Source organism: Blastococcus sp. HT6-30 (assembly GCF_039729015.1).
GTDB lineage: Bacteria > Actinomycetota > Actinomycetes > Mycobacteriales > Geodermatophilaceae > Blastococcus.
In genome coordinates this window covers 1,714,206-1,735,837 of the sequence record NZ_CP155792.1, presented here as the reverse complement: position 1 = coordinate 1,735,837, position 21,632 = coordinate 1,714,206, and the positions used below count along the sequence as shown (strand labels likewise).

Annotated in this window: 20 protein-coding genes; 11 read left to right on the top strand and 9 right to left on the bottom strand. The window is 74.2% G+C overall.

The window, feature by feature from the left end:
- Positions 1–210: 210 nt before the first annotated feature.
- Positions 211–1,659, top strand: a complete 1,449-nt coding sequence (locus ABC795_RS08355) for an MFS transporter (RefSeq protein ID WP_347060539.1) — start codon at positions 211–213, stop codon at positions 1,657–1,659.
- A 121-nt stretch (positions 1,660–1,780) separates the two neighbouring features.
- On the top strand, positions 1,781–2,572 hold the full coding sequence (locus ABC795_RS08350; RefSeq protein WP_347060538.1) for a hypothetical protein: 792 nt from the start codon (positions 1,781–1,783) through the stop codon (positions 2,570–2,572).
- 112 nt (positions 2,573–2,684) lie between these two features.
- Here ABC795_RS08350 and ABC795_RS08345 read toward each other — a convergent pair whose 3' ends face one another.
- From ABC795_RS08345 to ABC795_RS08330, 4 genes are all read right to left on the bottom strand, one after another.
- A complete protein-coding gene (locus tag ABC795_RS08345) occupies positions 2,685–3,320 on the bottom strand; it encodes a class I SAM-dependent methyltransferase (RefSeq protein WP_347060537.1) in 636 nt (211 codons plus the stop codon).
- Positions 3,321–3,414: 94 nt separating this feature from the next.
- On the bottom strand, positions 3,415–3,837 hold the full coding sequence (locus ABC795_RS08340; protein ID WP_347060535.1) for a Rieske (2Fe-2S) protein: 423 nt from the start codon (positions 3,835–3,837) through the stop codon (positions 3,415–3,417).
- The gene (gene nirB / locus ABC795_RS08335; protein WP_347060534.1) at positions 3,834–6,374 is read right to left on the bottom strand and encodes a nitrite reductase large subunit NirB; all 2,541 of its coding nucleotides are present in this window, start codon (positions 6,372–6,374) and stop codon (positions 3,834–3,836) included. Before nirB ends, ABC795_RS08340 begins: the two co-directional genes overlap by 4 nt.
- Complete coding sequence (locus ABC795_RS08330) at positions 6,374–8,971, bottom strand: molybdopterin oxidoreductase family protein (protein WP_347060533.1); 2,598 nt, start codon at positions 8,969–8,971, stop codon at positions 6,374–6,376. Before ABC795_RS08330 ends, nirB begins: the two co-directional genes overlap by 1 nt.
- Before the next feature lie 147 nt (positions 8,972–9,118).
- On the opposite strand from ABC795_RS08330, the gene ABC795_RS08325 reads away from it, so the two are divergent.
- The 5 genes from ABC795_RS08325 to ABC795_RS08305 all read left to right on the top strand — a co-directional run bounded on the left by ABC795_RS08325 (position 9,119) and on the right by ABC795_RS08305 (position 12,793).
- The gene (locus ABC795_RS08325) at positions 9,119–9,913 is read left to right on the top strand and encodes a TetR/AcrR family transcriptional regulator C-terminal domain-containing protein (protein ID WP_347060532.1); all 795 of its coding nucleotides are present in this window, start codon (positions 9,119–9,121) and stop codon (positions 9,911–9,913) included.
- 140 nt (positions 9,914–10,053) lie between these two features.
- Positions 10,054–10,848: a PRC and DUF2382 domain-containing protein gene (locus ABC795_RS08320; protein WP_347060531.1), complete on the top strand. Its 795-nt coding sequence runs from the start codon at positions 10,054–10,056 to the stop codon at positions 10,846–10,848.
- Between the two features lie 112 nt (positions 10,849–10,960).
- Positions 10,961–11,587: a hypothetical protein gene (locus ABC795_RS08315; protein WP_347060530.1), complete on the top strand. Its 627-nt coding sequence runs from the start codon at positions 10,961–10,963 to the stop codon at positions 11,585–11,587.
- Positions 11,588–11,692: 105 nt separating this feature from the next.
- On the top strand, positions 11,693–12,355 hold the full coding sequence (locus ABC795_RS08310; protein WP_347060529.1) for an N-acetyltransferase: 663 nt from the start codon (positions 11,693–11,695) through the stop codon (positions 12,353–12,355).
- A gap of 156 nt (positions 12,356–12,511) precedes the next feature.
- Positions 12,512–12,793, top strand: a complete 282-nt coding sequence (locus ABC795_RS08305) for a DUF1905 domain-containing protein (RefSeq protein WP_347060528.1) — start codon at positions 12,512–12,514, stop codon at positions 12,791–12,793.
- Between the two features lie 38 nt (positions 12,794–12,831).
- Here the strand turns inward: ABC795_RS08305 and arfB are convergent, their stop codons facing one another.
- The 3 genes from arfB to yidD form a co-directional block, all read right to left on the bottom strand.
- A complete protein-coding gene (gene arfB / locus ABC795_RS08300) occupies positions 12,832–13,272 on the bottom strand; it encodes an alternative ribosome rescue aminoacyl-tRNA hydrolase ArfB (RefSeq protein ID WP_347060526.1) in 441 nt (146 codons plus the stop codon).
- Positions 13,273–13,295: 23 nt separating this feature from the next.
- Entirely contained in the window at positions 13,296–13,445 is a 150-nt protein-coding gene (locus tag ABC795_RS08295; protein WP_347060525.1) for a hypothetical protein, read from the bottom strand.
- A gap of 529 nt (positions 13,446–13,974) precedes the next feature.
- Positions 13,975–14,478, bottom strand: coding sequence for a membrane protein insertion efficiency factor YidD (gene yidD, locus ABC795_RS08290; RefSeq protein ID WP_347060524.1), 504 nt, complete (start codon positions 14,476–14,478; stop codon positions 13,975–13,977).
- A gap of 32 nt (positions 14,479–14,510) precedes the next feature.
- Here yidD and mmuM point away from each other — a divergent pair, with 32 nt between their 5' ends.
- Positions 14,511–15,422: a homocysteine S-methyltransferase gene (gene mmuM, locus ABC795_RS08285; RefSeq protein ID WP_347060523.1), complete on the top strand. Its 912-nt coding sequence runs from the start codon at positions 14,511–14,513 to the stop codon at positions 15,420–15,422.
- Here the strand turns inward: mmuM and ABC795_RS08280 are convergent.
- Together ABC795_RS08280 and ABC795_RS08275 are read right to left on the bottom strand one after the other, a co-directional pair.
- Positions 15,397–16,254: an SDR family oxidoreductase gene (locus ABC795_RS08280; RefSeq protein ID WP_347060522.1), complete on the bottom strand. Its 858-nt coding sequence runs from the start codon at positions 16,252–16,254 to the stop codon at positions 15,397–15,399. The genes mmuM and ABC795_RS08280 overlap by 26 nt on opposite strands.
- A 257-nt stretch (positions 16,255–16,511) precedes the next feature.
- Complete coding sequence (locus ABC795_RS08275) at positions 16,512–16,643, bottom strand: hypothetical protein (RefSeq protein WP_347060521.1); 132 nt, start codon at positions 16,641–16,643, stop codon at positions 16,512–16,514.
- Positions 16,644–16,810: 167 nt separating this feature from the next.
- On the opposite strand from ABC795_RS08275, the gene ABC795_RS08270 reads away from it, so the two are divergent.
- The 3 genes from ABC795_RS08270 to ABC795_RS08260 all read left to right on the top strand — a co-directional run bounded on the left by ABC795_RS08270 (position 16,811) and on the right by ABC795_RS08260 (position 21,620).
- Entirely contained in the window at positions 16,811–19,360 is a 2,550-nt protein-coding gene (locus ABC795_RS08270; RefSeq protein WP_347060520.1) for a DUF3516 domain-containing protein, read from the top strand.
- Between the two features lie 716 nt (positions 19,361–20,076).
- Positions 20,077–20,859, top strand: a complete 783-nt coding sequence (locus tag ABC795_RS08265) for a sulfite exporter TauE/SafE family protein (RefSeq protein WP_347060519.1) — start codon at positions 20,077–20,079, stop codon at positions 20,857–20,859.
- Positions 20,856–21,620, top strand: a complete 765-nt coding sequence (locus ABC795_RS08260; protein WP_347060518.1) for a sulfite exporter TauE/SafE family protein — start codon at positions 20,856–20,858, stop codon at positions 21,618–21,620. The genes ABC795_RS08265 and ABC795_RS08260 overlap by 4 nt, the downstream gene beginning before the upstream one ends.
- The last annotated feature ends 12 nt before the right edge of the window (positions 21,621–21,632 follow it).

Genomic DNA, 21,632 nt, shown 5'->3' with positions numbered 1-21,632 from the left:
ACCTCGATCGCCATGCGCGCATCGTGGCAGCGACCACCGACAGCCGGCCGGATCCGCGTCCCGCCGCGAACCTCACCGCCGGCCCCCGGCGCGGTGAGGCGGTTGTTCCCGAGAGGTCATGCGAGCGCGGCGGCGAGGTAACGGCGGCTTCCTAGCGTTCTCCCCCACAGGATCCGCCCGCCCGGCGGCCGCGAACCGAGGGATGCGCCCATGACCTCCACCCCCACCGTCCGCGCCCCCGGCGCCGGGGCTCCGCCGTCGACCGAGCCCGCCGCCGGCGCGCCTCCGGTCGCCCGACGCGGGACGCGGTGGATCGACGACTACAACCCCGAGGACGACGAGTTCTGGGCGTCGCCGCAGGGCCGGCCGGTGGCCCGCCGGAACCTGATGTGGTCGGTGCTGGCCGAGAACATCGGCTTCAGCGTGTGGCAGATGTTCAGCATCGCCACCGCCGTCCTGGCCTCGATCGGCTACGGCTTCACCAGCGACCAGCTGTTCTGGCTGGTCGCCACCGCAGGCCTGGTGGGCGCGATCATGCGGGTGCCCTACACGTTCATGCCGGCGCTGGTCGGCGGCCGGAACTGGACCGTCGTCAGCGCGGCCCTGCTGCTGGTGCCGGTGACCCTGCTGACCGTCGCGGCCACCACCGGCCAGCCCTACTGGTTCTGGGTCCTGACGGCGATCACCTGCGGCGTCGGCGGCGGGAACTTCGCCTCGTCGATGGCGAACATCTCGTTCTTCTACCCGGACAGGGAGAAGGGCTTCGCCCTCGGCCTGAACGCCGCCGGCGGGAACATCGGCGTCGCGATCATCCAGCTCGTCGGGCCGCTCGCCGTCACGGCGGGGGCGGTCGCCTTCGTCGGTGGGAGCACGGGGGCGACGGAGGCCGGCGACGCCCGCTACGTGCAGAACGTCGCGCTCATCTGGGTGCCGTTCATCGTGCTGGCGGTCGTCGGCGCCTGGTTCGGCATGAACAACCTGTCCGGCGCCAAGGCCAACGTCGCCGACCAGGCCGCCGTCGCCCGGCGCAAGCAGACGTGGGTGATGGCCTTCCTGTACATCGGCGCGTTCGGCTCGTTCATCGGCTTCTCGGGCGCCTTCCCGCTCGTGCTGGCCAACGAGTTCGCCGCCGACACCTACCGCTACGCCTTCCTCGGGCCGCTCGTCGGCTCCCTGTCCCGGCCGTTCGGCGGCTGGCTGGCCGACCGGGTGGGCGGCGCGAAGATCACCGTCGTCACGTTCGTCGGCCAGGCGGTCGCCATCGGCTCGGCGATCGCGTTCCTGCGCGCCGGCAGCTTCGGCGGCTTCCTCGCCAGCTTCCTGGTGCTCTTCGCCGTGGTCGGCATGACCAACGGGTCCACCTACCGGATGATCCCGATCATCTACCGCGCCGAGGCCGCCGCCGACCACCCCTCCGACACCCCCGCCGAGGTCCTGTACCGCGCCCGCCGGGACACCGCCGCCGCCGTGGGGATCATCTCGGCGGTGGGCGCCCTCGGCGCGGTCTTCATCCCGCGGATCGTGTCGGAGTCCTACGGGGCCACCGGCGGCGTGGAGACGGCGCTGCTGTCGTTCTGCGGCTTCTACATCGTCTGCGTGGCGGTCACCTGGTTCGTGTACCTCCGCCGCGGCACGCTGATGCAGCGCGCAGGGGTCTGATCCCGCTCCCGCCGGGTCCGTCCCGCCGGGGCCGGGCCCGGCGGCGGATCCGTGGCCCTCGCGGGTGAGGCCGGCTCACCCCGGGGTGCAGACGGGGCTCCGCACCCACGAAGATCACCGCGTGACCGCAGCCGAGGAGTCCAGGACCGGGCGGGCGCTGATCGAGGCAGGCAGCCCGGTCGCCGGATCGATGAGCACCGCCGCCGCCGCGGTGGTCTTCGAGCCGGCGACCGCGCGGGTGCAGGTGGACGACCGGTTCGCCGCCGCGCTGCGCACCGCGGCCGCGGAGGCGTCCGGAATCGCCGTCGAGCGCGAGCGCGTGCGGGTGGGTGCGGCGCTGGCCTTCGCCGTCGAGTACGCCGCGACGCTGCACCGCACCGGCCGGTCGGCGCGCACCGATGAATTCTTCACCCCCCGGCCCGGCAGCCGGCCGGTGGCCGACGAGCTCGTCGAGGCGGTCGTGGCCACCGCCCGGCGGTGCACCGACGAGCGCCGGGTCCGCCACCTGGGCTACCTGCTGGCCGAGGTCGCCGTCTCCCCCGACATGGACGCCGAGCTCGTCGGCCGAGCCCTGCACCTGGCCGGGGAGCTGCGCTGGCGGCAGCTGGCCCTGCTCGCCGCCGTCGGCCGCCGCCACCGCGTGCCGCTGCCGATGACCCCGCTCGACGACGAGCCGCACGGGTGGGCGGCGTGGGGCGCCCGCGAGGACGTCACCGATCTGCAGCGCGCCGGCCTGCTCGACCCGCCGCCGGCCCAGCCGCGCCCGGGGGGCGCGGCGCTCCCCCGGCTGCGGACCGCCGACCTGCGCCTGACCCGGCGCGGGGTGCTGGTGCACCGGCTGCTGGTCCTCGAGCTGCTCCGCGACGACGCCGTCGCCGCGGCCCTGGCCGACCTGGGGCTCCCCCGCTCCTGACCGGTAGGCGGGCGGCCCGCCAGCGAGCAGCCGACCTCCCGGGAGGTCGGGCTCTGCTCACTCCTGGAAGCAGAGCCCGATGTCGCGCGGAGGACGGAACCGCCCGGCCGGACTACCGCGCCAGCGACCGCCGCCGCGCGACCAGCACGGTGTCCGGCGCCGGATTGCCCGTCCGCTCGACGGCGCCGCGGTCGCGGTCCCGGGTCTCGGTGACGAGCTCCGCCCAGTCCGCCGGGTCGAGCACCGCCGCGACGTCCCCGGCGGTGTAGAGCGCGCCGGGCTCGTGCGCGTGGTGCTGGCCGTGGGCGGCGTCCTCGCCCAGGAGGTGGCCGACCACGAGCAGGGTGCCACCTGGCGCGACCGCGGCTGCGAGCCGCTCGAACATGGCTGCGCGGTCGGTCCAGGTCGCGTGCAGGTAGTGCGCCGTCACCAGGTCGAAGCGCCGCTCCGGCGGCGTCCAGGAGTCCAGGTCGGCGGGCAGCCACTCCACCCGGTCCGCCAGCCCCCGGGCGCGGGCAGCCGCGGCGGCGCGCCCGAGCGCGACGGGCGAGAAGTCGACCCCGGTCACCCGCCACCCGCGCTCGGCCAGCCAGAGGGCGTCGGCGCCCTCGCCGCAGCCGGCGTCCAGCGCGCTGCCCGGCCGCAGGCCGACCGCCTCGATCACGAGCTGCCGGTTGGGCCGACCGCTCCACACCGCCGGGTTCGACCGGTACAGCTCGTCGTAGGACTTCCGGTCCGCGTCGCTCATGCCGGCATGCTCCGCCGCTCGGCCACCGCACGCCTGGTGTCCTCGGCGAGGAGGTCAGCCGAGACCGCATGCACCCACGTTGCCGGGGACGACGTCAGACCTCGACGACGATCTCGCCCCCGGCCTGGTGCACCGGGTAGAGGCGGACCGGCGCGGCTCCCGACGTCGAGGAACCGTCGCTCCACCGGTAGGCGTAGAGGTGCAGCGGGCAGACCAGCACGTCGACGTCGGTCTGCCCGTCGGCCAGCGGTCCCCCGGCGTGCGGGCAGGCGGCCTGGGTGGCGTGCATCGAGCCGTCCCGGAGCCGGAAGACGGCGACCTGGACGCCGCCGGCGACGAACGCCCGGCCCTCGCCGATCGGGACCTCGTCCACCCGCCCGACGGTGTACGCCTCGCCGCGCACCGGCGCCGCCCGGCCCGGAACCGCGACCCCGGTGGCCGGGGTACCGGTCTCGGTGCCCGGGGTGGTGGGCTGGTCGACCTCGGTGGCGTGCTCGAGCCGGGTCACGGTGTTCATCGGACCGGCACCTTCGGCAGCTCGACCAGCGGCAGGGACGGGCGGAACTGGCCGGGCGTGGCCGGTTCCTTCCCGTCCTGGCCCCACGGGTCGGTGTACGCGTCGATCGACCTCTGCATGCCCTCGTCCAGGTCGGCGACGATCCCCTCGCTGTCCTCGAGCAGGACCTGCTGGATCTTCTGCAGGCCGACGCGCGGCACGAAGTCGTAGGTGCGCTCCAGCCAGTTCGCGTTCTCCCGGTAATACTGCATGAACCGGCCGGCGAGCGTGATGACCTCCTCGGGCGAGTCGACAGTGGCCAGCAGGTCACCCTTGCGGACGGTGGCCCCGGCGGCGCCGCCGACGTAGACCTCCCACCTGCCGTCGCCGATGGCCACGACGCCGACGTCCTTGACGTAGGCCTCGGCGCAGTTGCGCGGGCAGCCGACGACGGCGAGCTTCATCTTGGCCGGGCTCTCGATGCCCTGGAACCGGGTCTCCAGGTCGATGCCGAGCTGGGTGGAGTCGCCGAGGCCGAACCTGCAGAAGTCGCTGCCCACGCAGGTCTTCACGGTGCGGAAGCTCTTGCCGTAGGCGTATCCGGACGGCATGCCCAGGTCGTCCCACATCGCCGGCAGGTCCTCCTTGCGGACGCCGAGCAGGTCGATCCGCTGCCCGCCGGTCACCTTGACCATCGGGACCTCGTACTTCTCGGCGACCTCGGCGATCCGGCGCAGCTGCGCCGGGGTGGTGACCCCGCCCTTCATCTGCGGGACGACGGAGAAGGTGCCGTCGCGCTGGATGTTGCCGTGCACCCGGTCGTTGATGAACTTCGCGTCGTTCTCCTGGACGTACTCGGTGCCCCAGATCGTCCGCAGCAGCGAGGTCAGGCCCATCTTGGACTTGGCGTCCTCCTGCCCGCCCGGGGCCAGCGCGGCGAAGACGGCCGAGACGCTCCGCAGGTCCTGCTGCCGGATGGCGGCCATCAACTCCGGTTTGGCCATCGGGATGCCGGGGACGTACCAGGACGCCGAAGGGTCCTCGGTGAGCTCGCCGTCGGCGGCCCACTCGACGATCTGCTTGACCAGCGACTTGCACGAGCCGCAGCCCTTGCCGGCGCGGGTGCGGTCCATGACCGCACCGACGCTGCTGCAGCCGTCGGCCACGGCCCCGCAGATGTCGCCCTTGCTGACGCCGTTGCAGTTGCACACCTGGCTGTCGGCGGGCATCTCGGCGACGCCGACCTCCTCGACGCCGTCGGAGAGGTCGACCAGCAGCCGGATCCGCTCCTCGGGCAGCGGCGCGCCGCGGTCGAAGGCCTGGGTGAGGAACGCGACCTTGCGGGTGTCGCCGAGCAGCGTCGCGCCGACGAGCTTGTCGTCGCGGATGACCACCGACAGGTGCACGCCCCGCTTGGGCTCGGAGATCACCAGGAACTCGTCGTCGTCGCGCTCGGGGGTGTTGACGCCCATCACGGCGACGTCGACCCCGGCGACCTTGAGTTTCGTCGCCGTCCGGCTGCCGTGGTACTCGGCGTCGGGGTCGGTACCGGTCAGCACGTCGGCGAGCACCTTGGCGTGCTCCCAGGCCGGGGCGACCAGCCCGTAGACCGAGCCGCGGTGCTGGGCGCACTCGCCGATGGCGTAGACGTCCGGGTCGTCGGTGCGCAGCTGGTCGTCGACGACGATGCCGCGTTCGACCTCCAGCCCCGAGCGGACGGCGATGTCGGAGCTGGGCCGCACCCCGGCGGCGATGACGAGGAGATCGGCGTCGAGCTGCCGCCCGTCGGCCAGGCCCACACCGCGGACACGGTCACCGCCGATCACCTCGGTGGCGAAGACGTCGAGGTGGACGGCGATCCCGAGCGACTCGACGCTGCGCTTGAGGATCGCGCCCGCCTCCGGGTCCAGCTGCATGTTCATCAGGTAGGGCGCGGCGTGCACCAGCTCCACGTGCAGGCCGTGGCCCTGCAGGGCCCGGGCGGCCTCAAGTCCGAGCAGCCCGCCGCCCATGACGACGGCCCGGCGGCACCGGCCGACGGCGTCGAGCATCGCCCGGGTCTCGTCGATGGTCCGGAAGCCGTACACCCCGGGCAGCAGTTCGCCGGCGTCGTCGCGGACGCCCTTCATCGGCGGGATGAACGAGTAGCTGCCGGTGGCCAGGACCAGGTGGTCGTAGCCGGTCACGCTGCCGTCGGCGGCGTGCACCTGCTTGGCCGCGGTGTCGATCCGCTCGACCGGCACCCCGGCGCGCAGGTCGATGCCGTTGTCGGCGTACCACTCGTGGGAGTTGAGGACGATCTCGTCCTCGTGCGACTCGCCGGCCAGCACCGGCGAGAGCATGATCCGGTTGTAGTTGCCGTGCGGCTCGTCGCCGAAGACGGTGATCCGGAACTGCTCCCCACCGCCGCGCTCGAGCACCTCCTCCACGAACCGGGCGCCGGCCATGCCGTTGCCCACGACCACCAGGCGGCCGCGGAGGTCGAGCTCGTCGTCCAGGTGCAGCGTCGTGGCGCCGGTGCGCCGGCCGCCCAGCACCCGGCTGTCGGTGACCGTCATCAGACCTCCACCAGGCCCAGGTCGACCACGAGCTCGCCGGTGACGCCCTCGGGCGCCGCTGCGTGCAGCTCCACGACGGAGCCGCCCACCAGGTCCTCGACCACGCGCAGCGGCACGTGGGTGTCGGCCTTGGCGCCGATCGGGAACCACCGCATCGGCTTGCCGTCGCGCACGAGCAGCACGTAGACCAGTTCGGCGGTCGAGTTCCCCCCGCGGAAGTAGAGCGCCTGCGCCGTGTGGCCGGTGGGCACGGTGTAGTGCAGCGCCGGATCGATCGGTCCCGGCTTGGACAGCCCCTCCCCGGTGATCGGGAAGACGCCTTGCAGGAAACGGGGGGTGCTCTTCACGGGGGTTCTCCTGGTCGTCGTCGTGCGGGACGGCGGGTGGGGCACGGGGGCGGTGGCAGGCCGGTGGGCCGTGGGCCGGGGCTGGGCGGCCGCGGGCGGCGGCGGGATGCGCTCCTCCGGGCCGCCGACCCGGGTGACGGCGACGGCGCAGACCTTGAAGGCGGGCATCTTGCTGGTCGGGTCGAGCGCGTCGGCGTCGGTGAGCGCGTTGGCGCTGGCCCCGCCGCCCCAGTGGAACGGGACGAAGACGGTGTCGGGGCGGATCGTGTCGGTGACCGATGCGTGGAAGCGCGCCCGTCCGCGGCGAGTGCTCAGCTCGACGACGTCGTCGTTGCCCACGCCCAGCGCCCGCGCGAGATCCGGGTGCAGCTCCGCCCGGGGGCTCGGCGCGATCAGCTGGAGGCTGCGCGTCCGGCGGGTCTGCGTGCCCGACTGGTACTGGGCCAGCACCCGGCCGGTGGTGAGGACGTACGGGTGGTCGGCGTCGGGGCGCTCGTGGGCGTCGACGTGCTCCACCCGGAGGAACCGGGCCCGCCCGTCCGGGGTGGCGAAGCGGTCGAGGAACAGCCGCGGGGTGCCCGGGTGCGTCTCGCCGGGGCAGGGCCAGAAGACGCCCTGCTCCTCGTCGATGCGCCGGTAGCTGATGCCCGAGTAGTCCGCCGTCCCGCCGGCGCTGGCGCGGCCGAGCTCCTCGAACACCGTCTCCGGATCGCCGCTGAACAGTTCCCCCGCCCCGAGGCGGTCGGCGAGCTCGGCGAGCAGCTGCAGGTCGTCGCGCACGCCGTCCGGCGGGTCGAGCGCGCGGCGGCGGCGGATGACCCGGCCCTCGAGGTTGGTCATGGTGCCGGCCTCCTCCGCCCACATGGCGCTGGGGAGGACGACGTCGGCGAGCTCGGCGGTCTCGGACAGGAAGAAGTCGCTGACGGCGAGGAAGTCGAGGTCGCCCAGCCGGCTGATCACGCGGCGGGCGTCGGGGGCGGAGACGGCCACGTTGGAGGCGAGCACCAGCAGGGTCCGGACCCCGCCGTCGGTGCCGAGCGCGTCGAGCAGCTCGAACGCGCTTCTCCCCGGCTTCGGCAGGTCGTCGGGATCGACGCCCCAGACGGCGGCCACGTGGGCCCGGGCGGCGGGGTCGGTCAGCGACCGGTAGCCGGGGAGCTGGTCGGCCTTCTGCCCGTGTTCCCGGCCGCCCTGGCCGTTGCCCTGGCCGGTGACCGTGCCCCAGCCGCTGCCCCGCCGGCCGGGCAGGCCGAGGGCGAGCGCGAGGTTGATCCAGGCCTGGGCGGTGTCGGTGCCGCTGCGGTGCTGCTCCGCACCCCGGGCGGTCAGGATCATCGCCTTCTCCGCGCGGGCGAGGGCGAAGACGGTACGCCGCTGGTCGGGCACCGGCACCCCGGTGAGCCGCTCGACGCGGTCGGGCCAGTAGGCGGCGACACCGTCCCGCACCGCCTCGAACCCGGTGGTGCGCGCGGCCACGTACTCCTCGTCGACCAGCCCCTCGGCCAGCGCGATGTGCAGCAGCCCGTTGGCCAGCGCCAGGTCGGTGCCGGGCAGCGGCTGCAGGTGCAGCGCGGCGCTGCGGGCGGTGGCCGTGCGCCGGGGGTCGACGACGATGTGCTGGGCGCCGCGCTCCCGGCCCGCGTCGAACCACTGCATGGCCGGCGGCATGGTGTCGGCCGGGTTGCTGCCCACCAGCACGACGACGTCGGCCTCGGCGATGTCGCTGAGCGGGAACGGCATGCCCCGGTCGAGGCCAAAGGCGCGGTTGGCCGCACCGGCCGCCGAGGACATGCAGAACCGGCCGTTGTAGTCGATGGCGCTGGTGCGGAGCGCGACCCGCGCGAACTTGCCGAACTGGTAGGCCTGCTCGTTGGTCAGCGACCCGCCGCCGAAGCAGCCGACGGCGTCGCGGCCGTGGCGCCGCTGGGTGCGCTCGATCGCGGCCACGACCCGGTCGAGCGCCTCGTCCCAGGCGCTCTCCACGAGCGGACTGGTGCGGTCGCCGGGGACGGCGCGCACCAGCGGCCGCAGCAGCCGCTCCGGGTGGTCGAGCAGCTCGGCCGACGACCAGCCCTTCGAGCACAGCCCGCCGCGGTTGGTCGGGAAGTCCAGCGGCACCAGGGTGGCCGGCCGGGCGCCGGCGGTGACGGCCATGCCGCACTGGAGCGAGCAGTACGGGCAGTGCGTGTTCGTCGTCCGGGAGGCGCGCACGCCCGGGGCGGCGGACGCGGGCGAGACGGTGGCGGACACGAGACCCAGCGTCGAGGGCCGTCGTTTCCCTTCGTGGACCGCGACGTCAACGCTCGGTTCCGTCGGTCTCACACGAGGGTGGCCGACCCTGTGCGGTCGACCGGGAGCATGATCACCCGCAGACGGCGCCGACCGAGGGAGAGCACGATGACCGAGCCGGACCCGACCGCCGACCCCGACAGCCCCGAGGGCCGCGGTGGCGCGGCCGCGGCGGTCCCGGCCACCCCGCCCGGTGCCGGGCGGTCGGGGCTCGACCGGCGCCGGATCCTCGGTGCGGCCATCGAGTTCATCGACGACAACGGGTTGACCGCGCTGACCATGCGCCGGCTCGGCGCCCACCTCGGCGTGGAGGCCATGGCGCTGTACCGCTACGTGCCCGGCCGCGAGCAGTTGCTCGACGGCGTCGTGGAGTCGGTCGTCGACGAGCTCTACGGCGACCCCGACGTGCATCTGAGCGCGGTGCACGGCTGGCAGGACTACCTGCAGCGGCTGGCGCACGGGGTCCGCCGGATCGCCCTGGCCCACCCCGAGGTCTTCCCCCTGGTGGCCACCCGGCCGCCGGCGGCCCCGTGGGTCCGCCCGCCGCTGCGCAGCCTCCGCTGGGTCGAGTCCTTCCTGGACACCCTGGTCGACAGCGGCTTTCCCGAGGAGGCCGCGGTCGCGGCGTACCGGGCGTACTCCAGCTTCCTGCTGGGCCACCTGCTGCTGGAGGTCTCGCAGAAGGGCGTGAGGATCAGCCCGGAGGACCAGCCCGAGGGCGTGCCGGACGCGGCGGGGAGCACCGACCTGAGCGCTTACCCGACCGTCGTCCGCCTCGAGCCGCTGCTCTCGCTGGACGAATCGGCCGCCGAGTTCGAGGAGGCGCTGGAGAACCTGCTCGGCCGCCTGGAGGTCGTGCTGGCCGAGGCGCGCACCCCCCGGCGCGGAACCCCGAGCACCTGATCCAAGGGCTGTGCGGAATGCACGGCGCATCGGTTGTTTACAACGTAAATGCGCGGGCACCGAAGAGATCGTCCCCGTCCGCGCGAGACGCGCCCCGGGACGGAGCACTCCCCTTCCCCGCCTCCCCAGGAGTCATGCGCATGATCACCGAGCACCAGCTGAGCGACGTCATCGGCAGCACCGCCGTCGGCCCCGACGGCAAGCTGGGCACCGTCGGCGAGGTCTACCTCGACGACGAGACCGGCCGCCCCGAGTGGGCCACCGTCCGCACCGGGATGTTCGGCACCAAGGAGACCTTCGTGCCCCTGGCCGACGCCGACATCTCCGGCGAGGAGCTGCGCGTGCCCTACGCCAAGGACAAGATCAAGAACGCTCCGCACATCGACACCGACGGGCACCTCTCTCCCGCGGAGGAGACCGAGCTGTACCGGTACTACGGCCTCGCCGCCGGCGGCACCGGCACCGGCACCGGCACCGACACCACGCGCACGACGACCACGGACACGACCCGCGGGGCCGTCGGCCACGACACCTCCGGGCCCACGACCGACGACGCGATGACCCGCTCCGAGGAGCAGCTGCACGTCGGCACCCAGCGGGTGGAGACCGGCCGCGCCCGGCTCCGCAAGTACGTCGTCTCGGAGAACGTCTCGCAGACCGTGCCGGTGTCGCACGAGGAGATCCGCATCGAGCGCGAGCCGATCACCGACGCCAACGTCGGCGACGCCCTCGACGGCCCGGCCATCTCCGAGGAGGAGCACGAGGTCGTGCTCCACGCGGAGCGCCCGGTCGTGGAGAAGGAGGCCGTCCCGGTCGAGCGCGTCCGCCTGGACACCCAGACCGTCACCGAGCAGGAGACGGTCACCGAGCAGGTCCGCAAGGAGCAGGTGGAGCTGGACACCGACGGCACGGACGGCACCGGCACCCGCCGCTGACCCGGCCCCAGCAGTCGGGCGGCGTCGGCGCGGCCCCGAGCGCGCCGACGCCGCCACCCATCTCCCGGCCGGCACCCCTGCCCGCCGTTCCCCTCCCCGAGGAGCACGCCCCATGTCCACCCCAGCTTCCGCGCACGGCGACGACACCGGCGTCCGGCCGGACGGATCGCACGCCACCCGCGGCGCCGGCCGTGACGCCGTCGACGCGCAGCACTCCCGCTACGGCGGCATCAAGTGGGGTGCGGCGTTCTTCGGCTGGCTCTCCGCCAACGGGCTGGCCGTCCTGCTGATCGCGCTGATCAGCGCCGCCGGTGTCGCCGTCGGCCTCACCGAGGGCATCCCGTCGGTCGAGGAGGCCACCGAGCAGGCGAGCACGATCGGCATCGTCGGCGGCATCGTCCTGCTGGTCGTCCTCTTCCTCGCCTACCTGGCCGGCGGTTACGTCGCCGGACGGATGGCGCGCTTCGACGGTGTCCGCCAGGGCATCGCCGTGTGGGTCATCGGCCTGCTCGTCGTCCTGGCGCTCGCACTGGCCGGCGTGCTCTTCGGCTCCGAGTACAACGTGCTCCAGCAGCTGAACCTGCCGCGCATCCCGATCGACGAGGGCACCGCCACGACCGGCGGCATCATCGCCCTGGTCGCCGTGCTGGTGCTGACGCTGGTCGGCGCCATCCTCGGCGGCAAGCTGGGCGAGCGGTACCACCGCAAGGTCGACCGCGCCGGCTTCGACGCCGTCTGACAGCGGTCCCCCTGCCGCAGCGCGGGGGACCTGAGGGTCCACCACGACGGGGGCCGTCCCACCCGGGGCGGCCCCCGTCGTCGTCGGTCGTGGTCGAATTCGGGGGTGACCCCTCCCGGCCCGATAGTCCGGCGGATCGACGACCCGGACGAGCCCGGGCCCGACGTCCGCGTCGCCGAGCAGCGGGACGTGCCCGCCATCGCCGCCACGCTCACCGTCGCGCTGGCCGACTCCCGCTGGACCCGCTGGGCGCTGCCCGACGACGGCCGGATGCAGCGGCTGACCCGGCTGCACGAGCTCGACGCCGCCCACCGCGGGGTCTCCACCGGCACGGCGTGGGTGACCGAGGCGCTGGACGCCGTCGCCGTCTGGGAGCCACCGGCCGGCGCCGCCGGTACCCGCCCGCTGGCCGACGACGTGCGCGCCGCCCTCGCCCGGGAACTGCCGTACCTGGGCGGGCCGCGGGCCCGCGCAGTGGCCGACACCGACGCGTTCCTCACCGCCGCGCGGCCCGACCGGCCGCACTGGTGGCTGCGCCACCTCGGGGTGCGCCCCTCGGCCCGCCGCAAGGGGCTGGCCGCCGCCGTCCTCGCTCCCGTTCTGGTGCGCTGCGACGCGGAGCGGACACCCGCCGCCGCGGCCGTGTACGGCTGGGCGAACGTGCGGTTCCTGCGCGGCTTCGGCTTCCAGGTGACCGAGACCGCCCGCACCACCGACGACGAGCTGCCGCTGTGGGTGCTGGTGCGCGAGCCGCTCTCGCTGAGCTGAGATCCCGAGGTGACCGGCCTGCCGGCCCTCATGCTGCGGCGGTGCGGGCCAACGACGTCACGATCGCGCTGCCGGCAACGAGGCCGAGCGCACGTTCCTCCGCCGCCGTCGGCACGCGACCGATGAGTTGACGGCGTCCGGGCGGTCTGACCCGGCATGACCACCACCCAGGAGCTGGACGTGACCTTCACCGCCCCCATCGAGAAGGACGGCGCCTTCCCGACCTACCTGGTCGTGCCCGGCTCGGCCGAACTGCTGGGCACGCGCCGGGCCGTCAAGGTCACCGGGACCGCCGACGGGCACGCTTTCGCCGCCACCCTCATGCCGTCGGGGGAGGGCCCGCACTGGCTGCCGCTACGGGCGGCGATCTGCTCGGCCATCGGCAAGAACCGCGCCGGCGAGCAGGTCACCGTGCACCTGCAGCACCGGCTGACCTAGGCGGGGCCGGCCACGGTGCCGGTCGCCCGTGTGTGCGGTCAGTCCCAGGAGCCGCGCTGCTTCTTCAGCTGCCCGCGCTGCTTCTTGGCCTGGATGCGGCGCTCCTGCGAGCCCTTCGTCGGCTTGGTGCGGCGGCGGCCCGGAGCAGGCGGGGCCAGCGCGGCCCGGAGGACGGCGGCCAGCCGTTCCCGGGCCGCCTGCCGGTTGCGCAGCTGTTGGCGGTGCTCGCTCGCGGCGACGGTCAGCACGCCGTCGACCAGCCGGTCCCCCAGCCGAGCGGCGAGCCGGGCGCGCCGGCCGTCGGACAGCCCGGGGAGCTCAAGGGGGGCGACGGACAGCTCCACCCGGGAGTCGGCGGTGTTGACACCCTGCCCGCCCGGCCCCGAGCTGCGCGAGAACCGCCACGACAGGGCCGCCGCGGGCACGACGAAGGACCCGGTGACCGGCAGGTCACCGGAGGCGTCGTCGGTTCCGGGCACCGGGACAGTCTTGCCGACGGCGCTCACGCGCCGGTCGCCAGCGGGCCCGGCGCCAGGTGCTCGGCCGTCCAGCCGGGCACCTGCCCGTTCCACTCGGCGCGTTCGTCGGCGTGCACGCCGCGCAGGATCCGGCGCCAGGTCAGCGCGCGCTGCAGCGGGCCGACCCGCAGCACCAGGCGCCCAGCTCCCGCAGCTCACCGGGCGTGCCGAGGTCCAGCCACTCGTCGAGGTAGGCGTCACGCAGGCGGAGCTGGCCGGGGTCACCGTCGGGAGGGCGAGCACGCGGGCGGCGAAGCGCAGGGTCGCGACCAGGGTGAGGAACGGGTGGGACACCGAGCGTCCCCCCGTCGAAGAACCGGTGGCGGCCGTCGCCGACGAAGACGTTGGCACCCGGCGGCCCAGCGCCTCCGCCGGCGACGGCTCGTGCGCCGACCCCGGACCCACCCACTTGGGCCGGACGGCGCCGCCACCGCGCAGCGGCAGCCAGGACGCCGTCGACCAGCACCCACGTGCGGTTGCTCCGGCGCACCCCGGAGCTGCTGCCCGGTGGCCGCGAGCTGCTCGCCGACCCACTCCAGGGCGGCGGCGCGCCAGCCGGCGTCCTGCCACGCGGAGACGCCGGCCGTCGCGCCGGACCCGGTGATCACCGCCGCACGGTAGGCGACTCCCCCCGTGCGGCCCACCGGGTTTCCCGTCCTGTGATCAGGCGGGCACGGGGTCGGCTCCGCCCGCCGCACCCGGGCGGCAGCGGACCAGACGGCGCAGGGTCAGCCACGAACCACGCAGCGCGCCGTGGGTCTCCAGTGCCTCGACGGCGTAGGCCGAGCACGTCGGGGTGAAGTGGCAGCACGGCCGGCGCTTCGGGCTGATCTCGCGCTGGTAGTAGCGGACGACGGCCACGAGGCGGGCCGCCGCGCCGGTGCCCTGCTGGCCGGCCCGGATGGCCGGCATCGACCGCGGGGCCACGAGCATCAGCTCCAGGCCGCAGCCGACCGCGTTGGCCAGGCAGCAGCCGGTGTTGAGGAACAGCAGGTCGCGCAGGCAGGAGTCGTTGCGGCGCCCGTAGCCGCGCGGCGGGCCGTAACCGTGGCCGTAGCCGCCGTACCCGCGGCCGTAGCCCGGCCCGTACCCGGACCCCAGGCCGCCGTACCCCCGGCGGGGACGGCGCCGGCGGGGGCCCCAGCCACTGCTCCAGATGAACACCATGACCGGTCCTGTACCGCGGGATGATCGCGGGCATGCCTGCTCTCGCCGATGCGCTCGCCGCCGGACCGGTCGTGCTCGACGGCGGCCTCTCCACCGAGCTGGAGTCGCGGGGACACGACGTCTCCTCCGCGCTCTGGTCGGCGCGGCTGCTGCGCGACGATCCCGCAGCGGTCGTGGCCGCGCACGCCGCCTTCGCCGCGGCGGGGGCGCAGGTGGCGACGACCGCCAGCTACCAGGCCACGGTCGAGGGCTTCGCCGCCAGGGGCGTGGCCGCCGACGAGGCGCGCCGGCTGATCGCCTCGTCGGTGACGCTGGCCCGGGAGGGGCAGGGCGAGGGCTGGGTCGCCGGATCGGTGGGGCCGTACGGGGCGATGCTGGCCGACGGCTCGGAGTACTCCGGCGCGTACGTGCCCGAGGTCGGCGGCGCGGAGCTGCGGGCCTTCCACCGGCCGCGGATGGCGCTGCTCGCGGAGGCGGGGGCCGACGTCCTGGCCTGCGAGACGGTGCCGGCGGCGGCCGAGGCGGAGGCGCTGCTCGCCGAGGCGGCCTCGCTGGGCGTGCCCGTCTGGCTGTCCCTGACGACGGTGCTCGACGAGGACGGGGCACCCCGCACCCGGCGGGGGGAGCTCGCCGCCGACGTCTACCGGATGGCGGCGGGGGTCGACGAGGTCCTCGCGGTCGGCGTCAACTGCACCGCCCCGGCGGCGGTCGCCGCCACCGTGGCCGCGGCCGCCGCCGCCGGGAAGCCGATCGTCGTCTACCCGAACAGCGGTGAGACCTGGGACGCGGCAGCGCGCCGCTGGACCGGCTCCCCCGGCATCGGGCCGGGCGCCCCCTCCTGGATCGAGGCGGGGGCGCGCCTGGTCGGCGGCTGCTGCCGCGTCCGCCCGGCCGACGTCGCCGCGATCGCGACAGCGGTCAGAGGATGGGCTTGCCGCCGGTGACGGCGATGCGCGCGCCGGAGACGTACGAGGACTCGTCGCTGGCCAGCAGCACGTACACCGGCGCCAGCTCGGCGGGCTGCGCGGGGCGGCCGAGGGGCACCTGCTGGCCGAAGCTGTCCACCTTCTCCTCGGGCATGGTCGCGGGGATCAGCGGCGTCCACACCGGTCCCGGGGCGACGCTGTTGGCCCGGATACCCTTCTCGGCCAGCATCTGGGCCAGCGAGGCGGTGAAGTTGGCGATGCCGGCCTTGGTCATCGCGTAGGCGATCAGGTTCGGGCTCGGGTTGTCGGAGTTCACCGACGAAGAGTTGATGATCGACGCCCCGGGGCGCATGTGCGGGATGGCGTCCTTGGTGAGGGTGAACATCGCCGACAGGTTCGTCGCAACGGTGTAGTCCCACTCCTCGTCGGAGATCTCCTCGAGCGAGTCGTGGCTCATCTGGTAGGCGGCGTTGTTGACCAGGACGTCGACCCGGCCGAACTCCTCGACGGCCTTGGGGATGACCGTCTTGGCGTGCACCCGGTCGGCGAGGTCGCCGGGCACCAGCACACACCTCCGGCCGGCGTCCTCCACGTACCTCGCGGTGTCCTGCGCGTCCTCGTGCTCGTTCAGGTAGGAGATGAGCACGTCGGCGCCCTCGCGGGCGAAGGCGATCGCGACGGCGCGGCCGATGCCGCTGTCGCCACCGGTGATGACCGCGACCTTGCCGGCCAGACGACCGGAGCCCTGGTAGCTCTCCTCGCCGTGGTCCGGCTTCGGCGTCATCCCGCCGAGGGTGCCGGGGGTGCTCTGCTGCTGGGCGGGCTGGGACTCGGGGCGGGGCTCGGACACAGGTGGACCTCTCTGATCGGGACGGGGCAGCACCGAGGGCGCTCGTCTCGCGCCCGGCACGGCGGTGGAGTGCTGCGTCGTGCTGCGTCTACCCCGCCGCACCGGCCGCGGAACGCCACGGGACCACGTCTCGGTGCCCGACCCCGGACAGCACACGACCCGGGCGGTGGGAGAGGCGCGCCTCGGTGCGCGCCTCCCCTACCGCCCGGGTCGGGTCGGGTCCGTCGGGCCGGCGGAGGCCCGGAGGTGACCGGCCCTCAGGCGGCCCGCGCCGCCGGCGCCTGGGGCGTCGCGGAGCTCAGCGGCACCCACCGCATCTCGAGCCGCCGCCGGCCCGCCGTATCGGTCACGACGGTCCACCGGCACTCCGGGCAGAATCGCTCGCGCATGTCCCAGCCACCTTTCGTTCACCTGTTGTTCACCTGCTCTCCGATTACGACACAGATCACACCTCTCAGCGCACCCCGTGACCGAATCGTTATCGACGACCGGAACAGTGCCTCTCCGGGCCTCGGTCGGCGGGAGCCGACCGGCATCGGGCACGCTGGTGGCCCTGATGACCACGACCGCCGCCCCTCCCCTGCTCGAGGACCCGACCGACCTCTCCGCGCTGCACGCGTCGGGCGGCGATCCCGACGAGCTGTTCGCCTCCTTCGCCGTCTGGGCCGAGGCCGGCGGCACGACGCTGTACCCGGCGCAGGAGGAGGCGCTGATCGAGCTGCTCAGCGGCGCCAACGTCGTCCTCGCCACCCCGACCGGCTCGGGCAAGTCGCTGGTCGCCACCGGAGCCCAGTACGCGGCCCTGGCGGCCGGCCGGCGCAGCTACTACACCGCACCGATCAAGGCGCTGGTCAGCGAGAAGTTCTTCGCGCTCTGCGGGGTGTTCGGCGCGGCCAACGTCGGCATGCTCACCGGCGACGCGAGCGTCAACGCCGGCGCGCCGATCATCGCCTGCACCGCCGAGGTGCTGGCCAACATCGCCCTCCGGGAGGGGGCCGACGCCGACATCGGGCTCGTGGTCATGGACGAGTTCCACTTCTACGGCGACCCCGACCGCGGCTGGGCCTGGCAGGTGCCGCTGCTCGAGCTGCCGAAGGCGCAGTTCCTGCTGATGAGCGCCACCCTCGGCGACGTCACCTTCCTGCGCGAGGACCTGACCCGACGCACCGGCCGGCCGACGGCGCTGGTGGCCAACGCCGTCCGCCCGGTGCCGCTGCACCACTACTACGCGACGACGCCGATGCACGAGACGATCCAGGAGCTGCTGGACACCCAGCAGGCGCCGGTCTACGTCGTCCACTTCACCCAGGCCTCGGCGCTGGAGCGGGCCCAGGCCCTGATGAGCGTCAACGTGTGCTCGAAGGAGGAGAAGGCCGCGATCGCCGAGATGATCGGCGGCTTCCGGTTCTCCTCCGCCTTCGGGACGACCCTGTCGCGGCTGGTCCGCCACGGCATCGGCGTCCACCACGCCGGGATGCTGCCGAAGTACCGGCGGCTGGTGGAGCAGCTGGCCCAGGCCGGGCTGCTCAAGGTCATCTGCGGCACCGACACCCTCGGCGTCGGCATCAACGTGCCGATCCGGACGGTCGTCTTCTCGGCCCTGTCGAAGTACGACGGCACCCGCACCCGGCTGCTCCAGGTGCGCGAATTCCACCAGATCGCCGGCCGCGCCGGTCGGGCCGGCTACGACACCGCGGGCACCGTCGTCGTCCAGGCCCCCGAGCACGAGGTGGAGAACCTCAAGCAGTTCGCGAAGGTCGCCGACGACCCGAAGAAGCGCCGCAAGCTGGTGCGCAAGAAGGTGCCCGACGGCATGGTGCCGTGGAGCGAGTCGACGATGAACCGGCTGGTCGAGGGGGAACCGGAGAAGCTGACCAGCCACATGCGGGTGACCACCGCGATGGTCCTCGACGTCGTCGACCGCCCCGGCGACCCCTTCGCGGCGATGCGCCGGCTGCTGACCGAGAACCACGAGCCGCGCAAGAAGCAGCTGAAGCTGATCCGCGACGCCATCGGCATCGCGCGGTCGCTGCTGCAGGCCGGGGTCCTGGAGCGGCTGCCCGAGCCCGAGCCCGACGGCCGCCGGTACGACCTGACGCTGGACCTGCCGCCGGACTTCGCGCTCAACCAGCCGCTGTCGACCTTCGCGCTGGCCGCGATCGATCTGCTCGACCCGGAGTCGGACACGTACGCCCTCGACATCGTCAGCGTCATCGAGGCCACCCTCGACGACCCCCGGCAGATCCTGGCCGCCCAGCTCAACAAGGCGAAGGGCGAGGCCGTCGCGCAGATGAAGGCCGAGGGCATCGAGTACGACGAGCGGATGGAGCTGCTCGAGGAGGTCAGCTACCCCAAGCCCCTGGAGGAGCTGCTCGGGCACGCCTATGACGTCTACCGGCAGAGCAACCCCTGGGCGGCAGACGGGCAGCTGTCCCCGAAGTCGGTGGTCCGGGAGATGTGGGAGCGGGCGTTCACATTCCGGGAGTTCGTGAACACCTACGGGCTGACCCGCGCCGAGGGGGCCGTGCTGCGCTACCTGTCCGACGCCGTCAAGGCGCTGCGCTCCGGCGTGCCCGCCGCGGCGCGCACCGAGGAGGTCACCGACCTGGTCGAGTGGCTCGGTGAGCTGGTGCGCCAGGTCGACTCCTCGCTGCTGGACGAGTGGGAGGCGCTGACGAATCCGGAGGAGGGCGCGGTGGCGGAGGTCGCCGTCCCGGCCCGCCCGCGGCCGCTGACCGGGAACGAGCGGGCCTTCACCGCGATGGTCCGCAACGCGCTGTTCCGCCGGGTCGAGCTGTGGGCCCGCCGCCGCTGGTACGACCTCGGCGAGCTGGACGCAGGCGCCGGCTGGGACGCCGACCGCTGGGGCGAGGTGGTGCAGGCCTACTTCGCCGAGCACGGCGAGGTGAACACCGGCGCCGACGCCCGCGGGCCGGCGCTCCTCCTCTGGGACAAGGGCGAGCCGGGGATCTGGCGGGTGCGCCAGATCGTGGACGACCCCGAGGGGCACCACGACTGGGGCTTCGACGTCGAGGTGGACCTGGCGGCCTCGGACGAGGAGGGCGCGGCGGTCATCCGCGTCGTCGACGCCGGCCGCAAGGATTGAGCGTGGACCTCCGGCACCGGCCCGCAGCGGCGTTCCGGGTAGACCCCCCGCAGCCGCGCCGTCCAGTACGGCACACCTCCCCCCGAGCAGACGATGGCGGGGATCGAGCACTGCGTCGGCCACTGGGTTCGCGACGGCCTCGGGTGGCGCCCTGGCGGGAACCGGAGGCTGCGCGCTTCGTGTCGGGACGCAGTGGTGGAACCTCTGCTACCGATCCACTCCCCCGGCGTCGGGGCACGGGCTGGCCGCGGAGCTGGTGAGGGCGGCGATCGACGCGGCCCACACCGTCGCCCCGGACCGGCCGGTGATCGCCTACCTGCTCGAGCACGACGCGCAGTCCCGGGGGCGGGCCGAGAAGGCCGCGCTCGCTGGTGCGGCGCGGCCCGGACGCAGGCGATCCCGATCGGGACGCCGTCCGGCTCGTCTACGCCGACCGGTCGTTGGACCGTGCACTGCTGGAGCGGATCACGACCCACGCCTGGGACGAGCGCAGCGCCCGACGTGGCTCGCGGCGTCGGCGACGATCGCGACGGCCGTGCGGATGACCTCGTCGCCGGCGGTGACCCGCACGATGCCGGCGATCTGCTGCTCTCCCGGGTCGCCGCAGGAGGACCTGGTCGCCCCACGACCCACGGTCCTCGCGCGCGATAGCCGCGCGTCACGGCCTCGGCGACGACGCCGCCGACGAGCGTGCGAGGCTCCCACCCGATGAACGCATGACGGGGTGGGAGATGGTGGCGGTCACCGCCGCCGGGTTCGCCGCCGGCGGCATCAACGCCGTCGTGGGCTCGGGCACCCTCGTCACCTTCCCCGTGCTGCTCGCCGTGGGGCTACCCCCGGTGACGGCCACCATCAGCAACTCCCTCGGCCTGGTGCCCGGCAACCTCAGCGGGGCGATCGGCTACCGCCGTGAGCTGCGCGGGCAGGGCGGCCTGGTGCTCCGGCTGTTGCCCGCCTCGGTGCTGGGTGCGCTCACCGGGGCCTTCCTGCTCCTGCACCTGCCCGCCTCGACCTTCGAAGCGGTGGTACCGGCGCTGATCGGGCTGGCGGTCGTCCTCGTCGCCGGCCAGCCCCTCCTGCAGCGGAGGATCCGGAAGGAACGCGCGGTCGACGACGACGGGACACCTCGCCTGGGTTCCGGCCGGCTGGTCGCACTGTTCGGCGGCGCCTATCTGACCGGCACGTACGGTGGCTACTTCGCGGCCAGCCAGGGCGTGCTCCAGATCGGCATCTTCGGCCTGCTGCTGCGGGAGCCCCTCCAGCGGCTGAACGCGATCAAGAACGTCCTCACCACCGCCGTCAACGGCGTCGCCGCAGCAGCCTACGTGGTCGCGGCGACCGACCGGATCGACTGGCCGGCCGCCGGGCTGATGGCCGCCGGAGCGCTCGTGGGCGGCTACACCGGCGCGCGGTTCGGCCGACGCCTGCCGGCGGCCGTACTGCGCACGGCGATCGTCGTGCTCGGGATCACCGCCATCGTGGTGCTGGTGACCGGATGAGCGTTCTCGAGTTCGGGTTCCTGCTGCTGGCCGGGATAGGCGCCGGCCTGTCCGGCAGCATCGCGGGGCTCGCCTCGCTGGTGAGCTACCCGGCGCTGCTGGCCACCGGCCTCCCGCCGGTCACCGCGAACGTCACCAACACCGTGGCACTGGTGCTCAGCGCAGTCGGCTCGGTGAGCGCCTCCCGCCCGGAGCTGCGCGGGCAGGGCCGCCGGCTGCGGCCCCTGCTGCTCGCCGCCGCGCTCGGCGGCGTCACCGGGGCGGTGCTGCTGCTGCTCACGCCCTCGGACGCGTTCGAGCGGATAGTCCCGTGGCTGATCGGCGGAGCCTCGGTGGCCATCCTGGTGCAGCGGCCGCCGCGGGAGCTGGCCGCCGCGGGAGCGGAGCACGCGCCCGCTCCTGATCCGCGGTGGCTGCCGCTGGGCACCTTCGCCGTGGCCATCTACGGCGGCTACTTCGGCGCCGCCGCCGGCGTGCTGCTGCTGGCGATGTACCTGCTCTCCACCGGCGAGGGCCTCCCCCGCGGCAACGCCATGAAGAACGTCGTCCTGGGAGTCGCCAACGGCGTCGCGGCCGTCGGCTTCGTCGTCCTCGCCGACGTCGCGTGGTCGGCCGCGCTGCCGCTGGCGATCGGTTTCCTGCTCGGCGGCCGGCTCGGGCCCCGCGTGGTGCGGCGGGCCCCGCAGGCCGCGCTGCGCGCGGTGATCGCCGTCGCCGGGCTCGCCCTCGCCGTCCACCTCGGCATCCAGGCCTACTCCTGAGGGGCGCGGTGC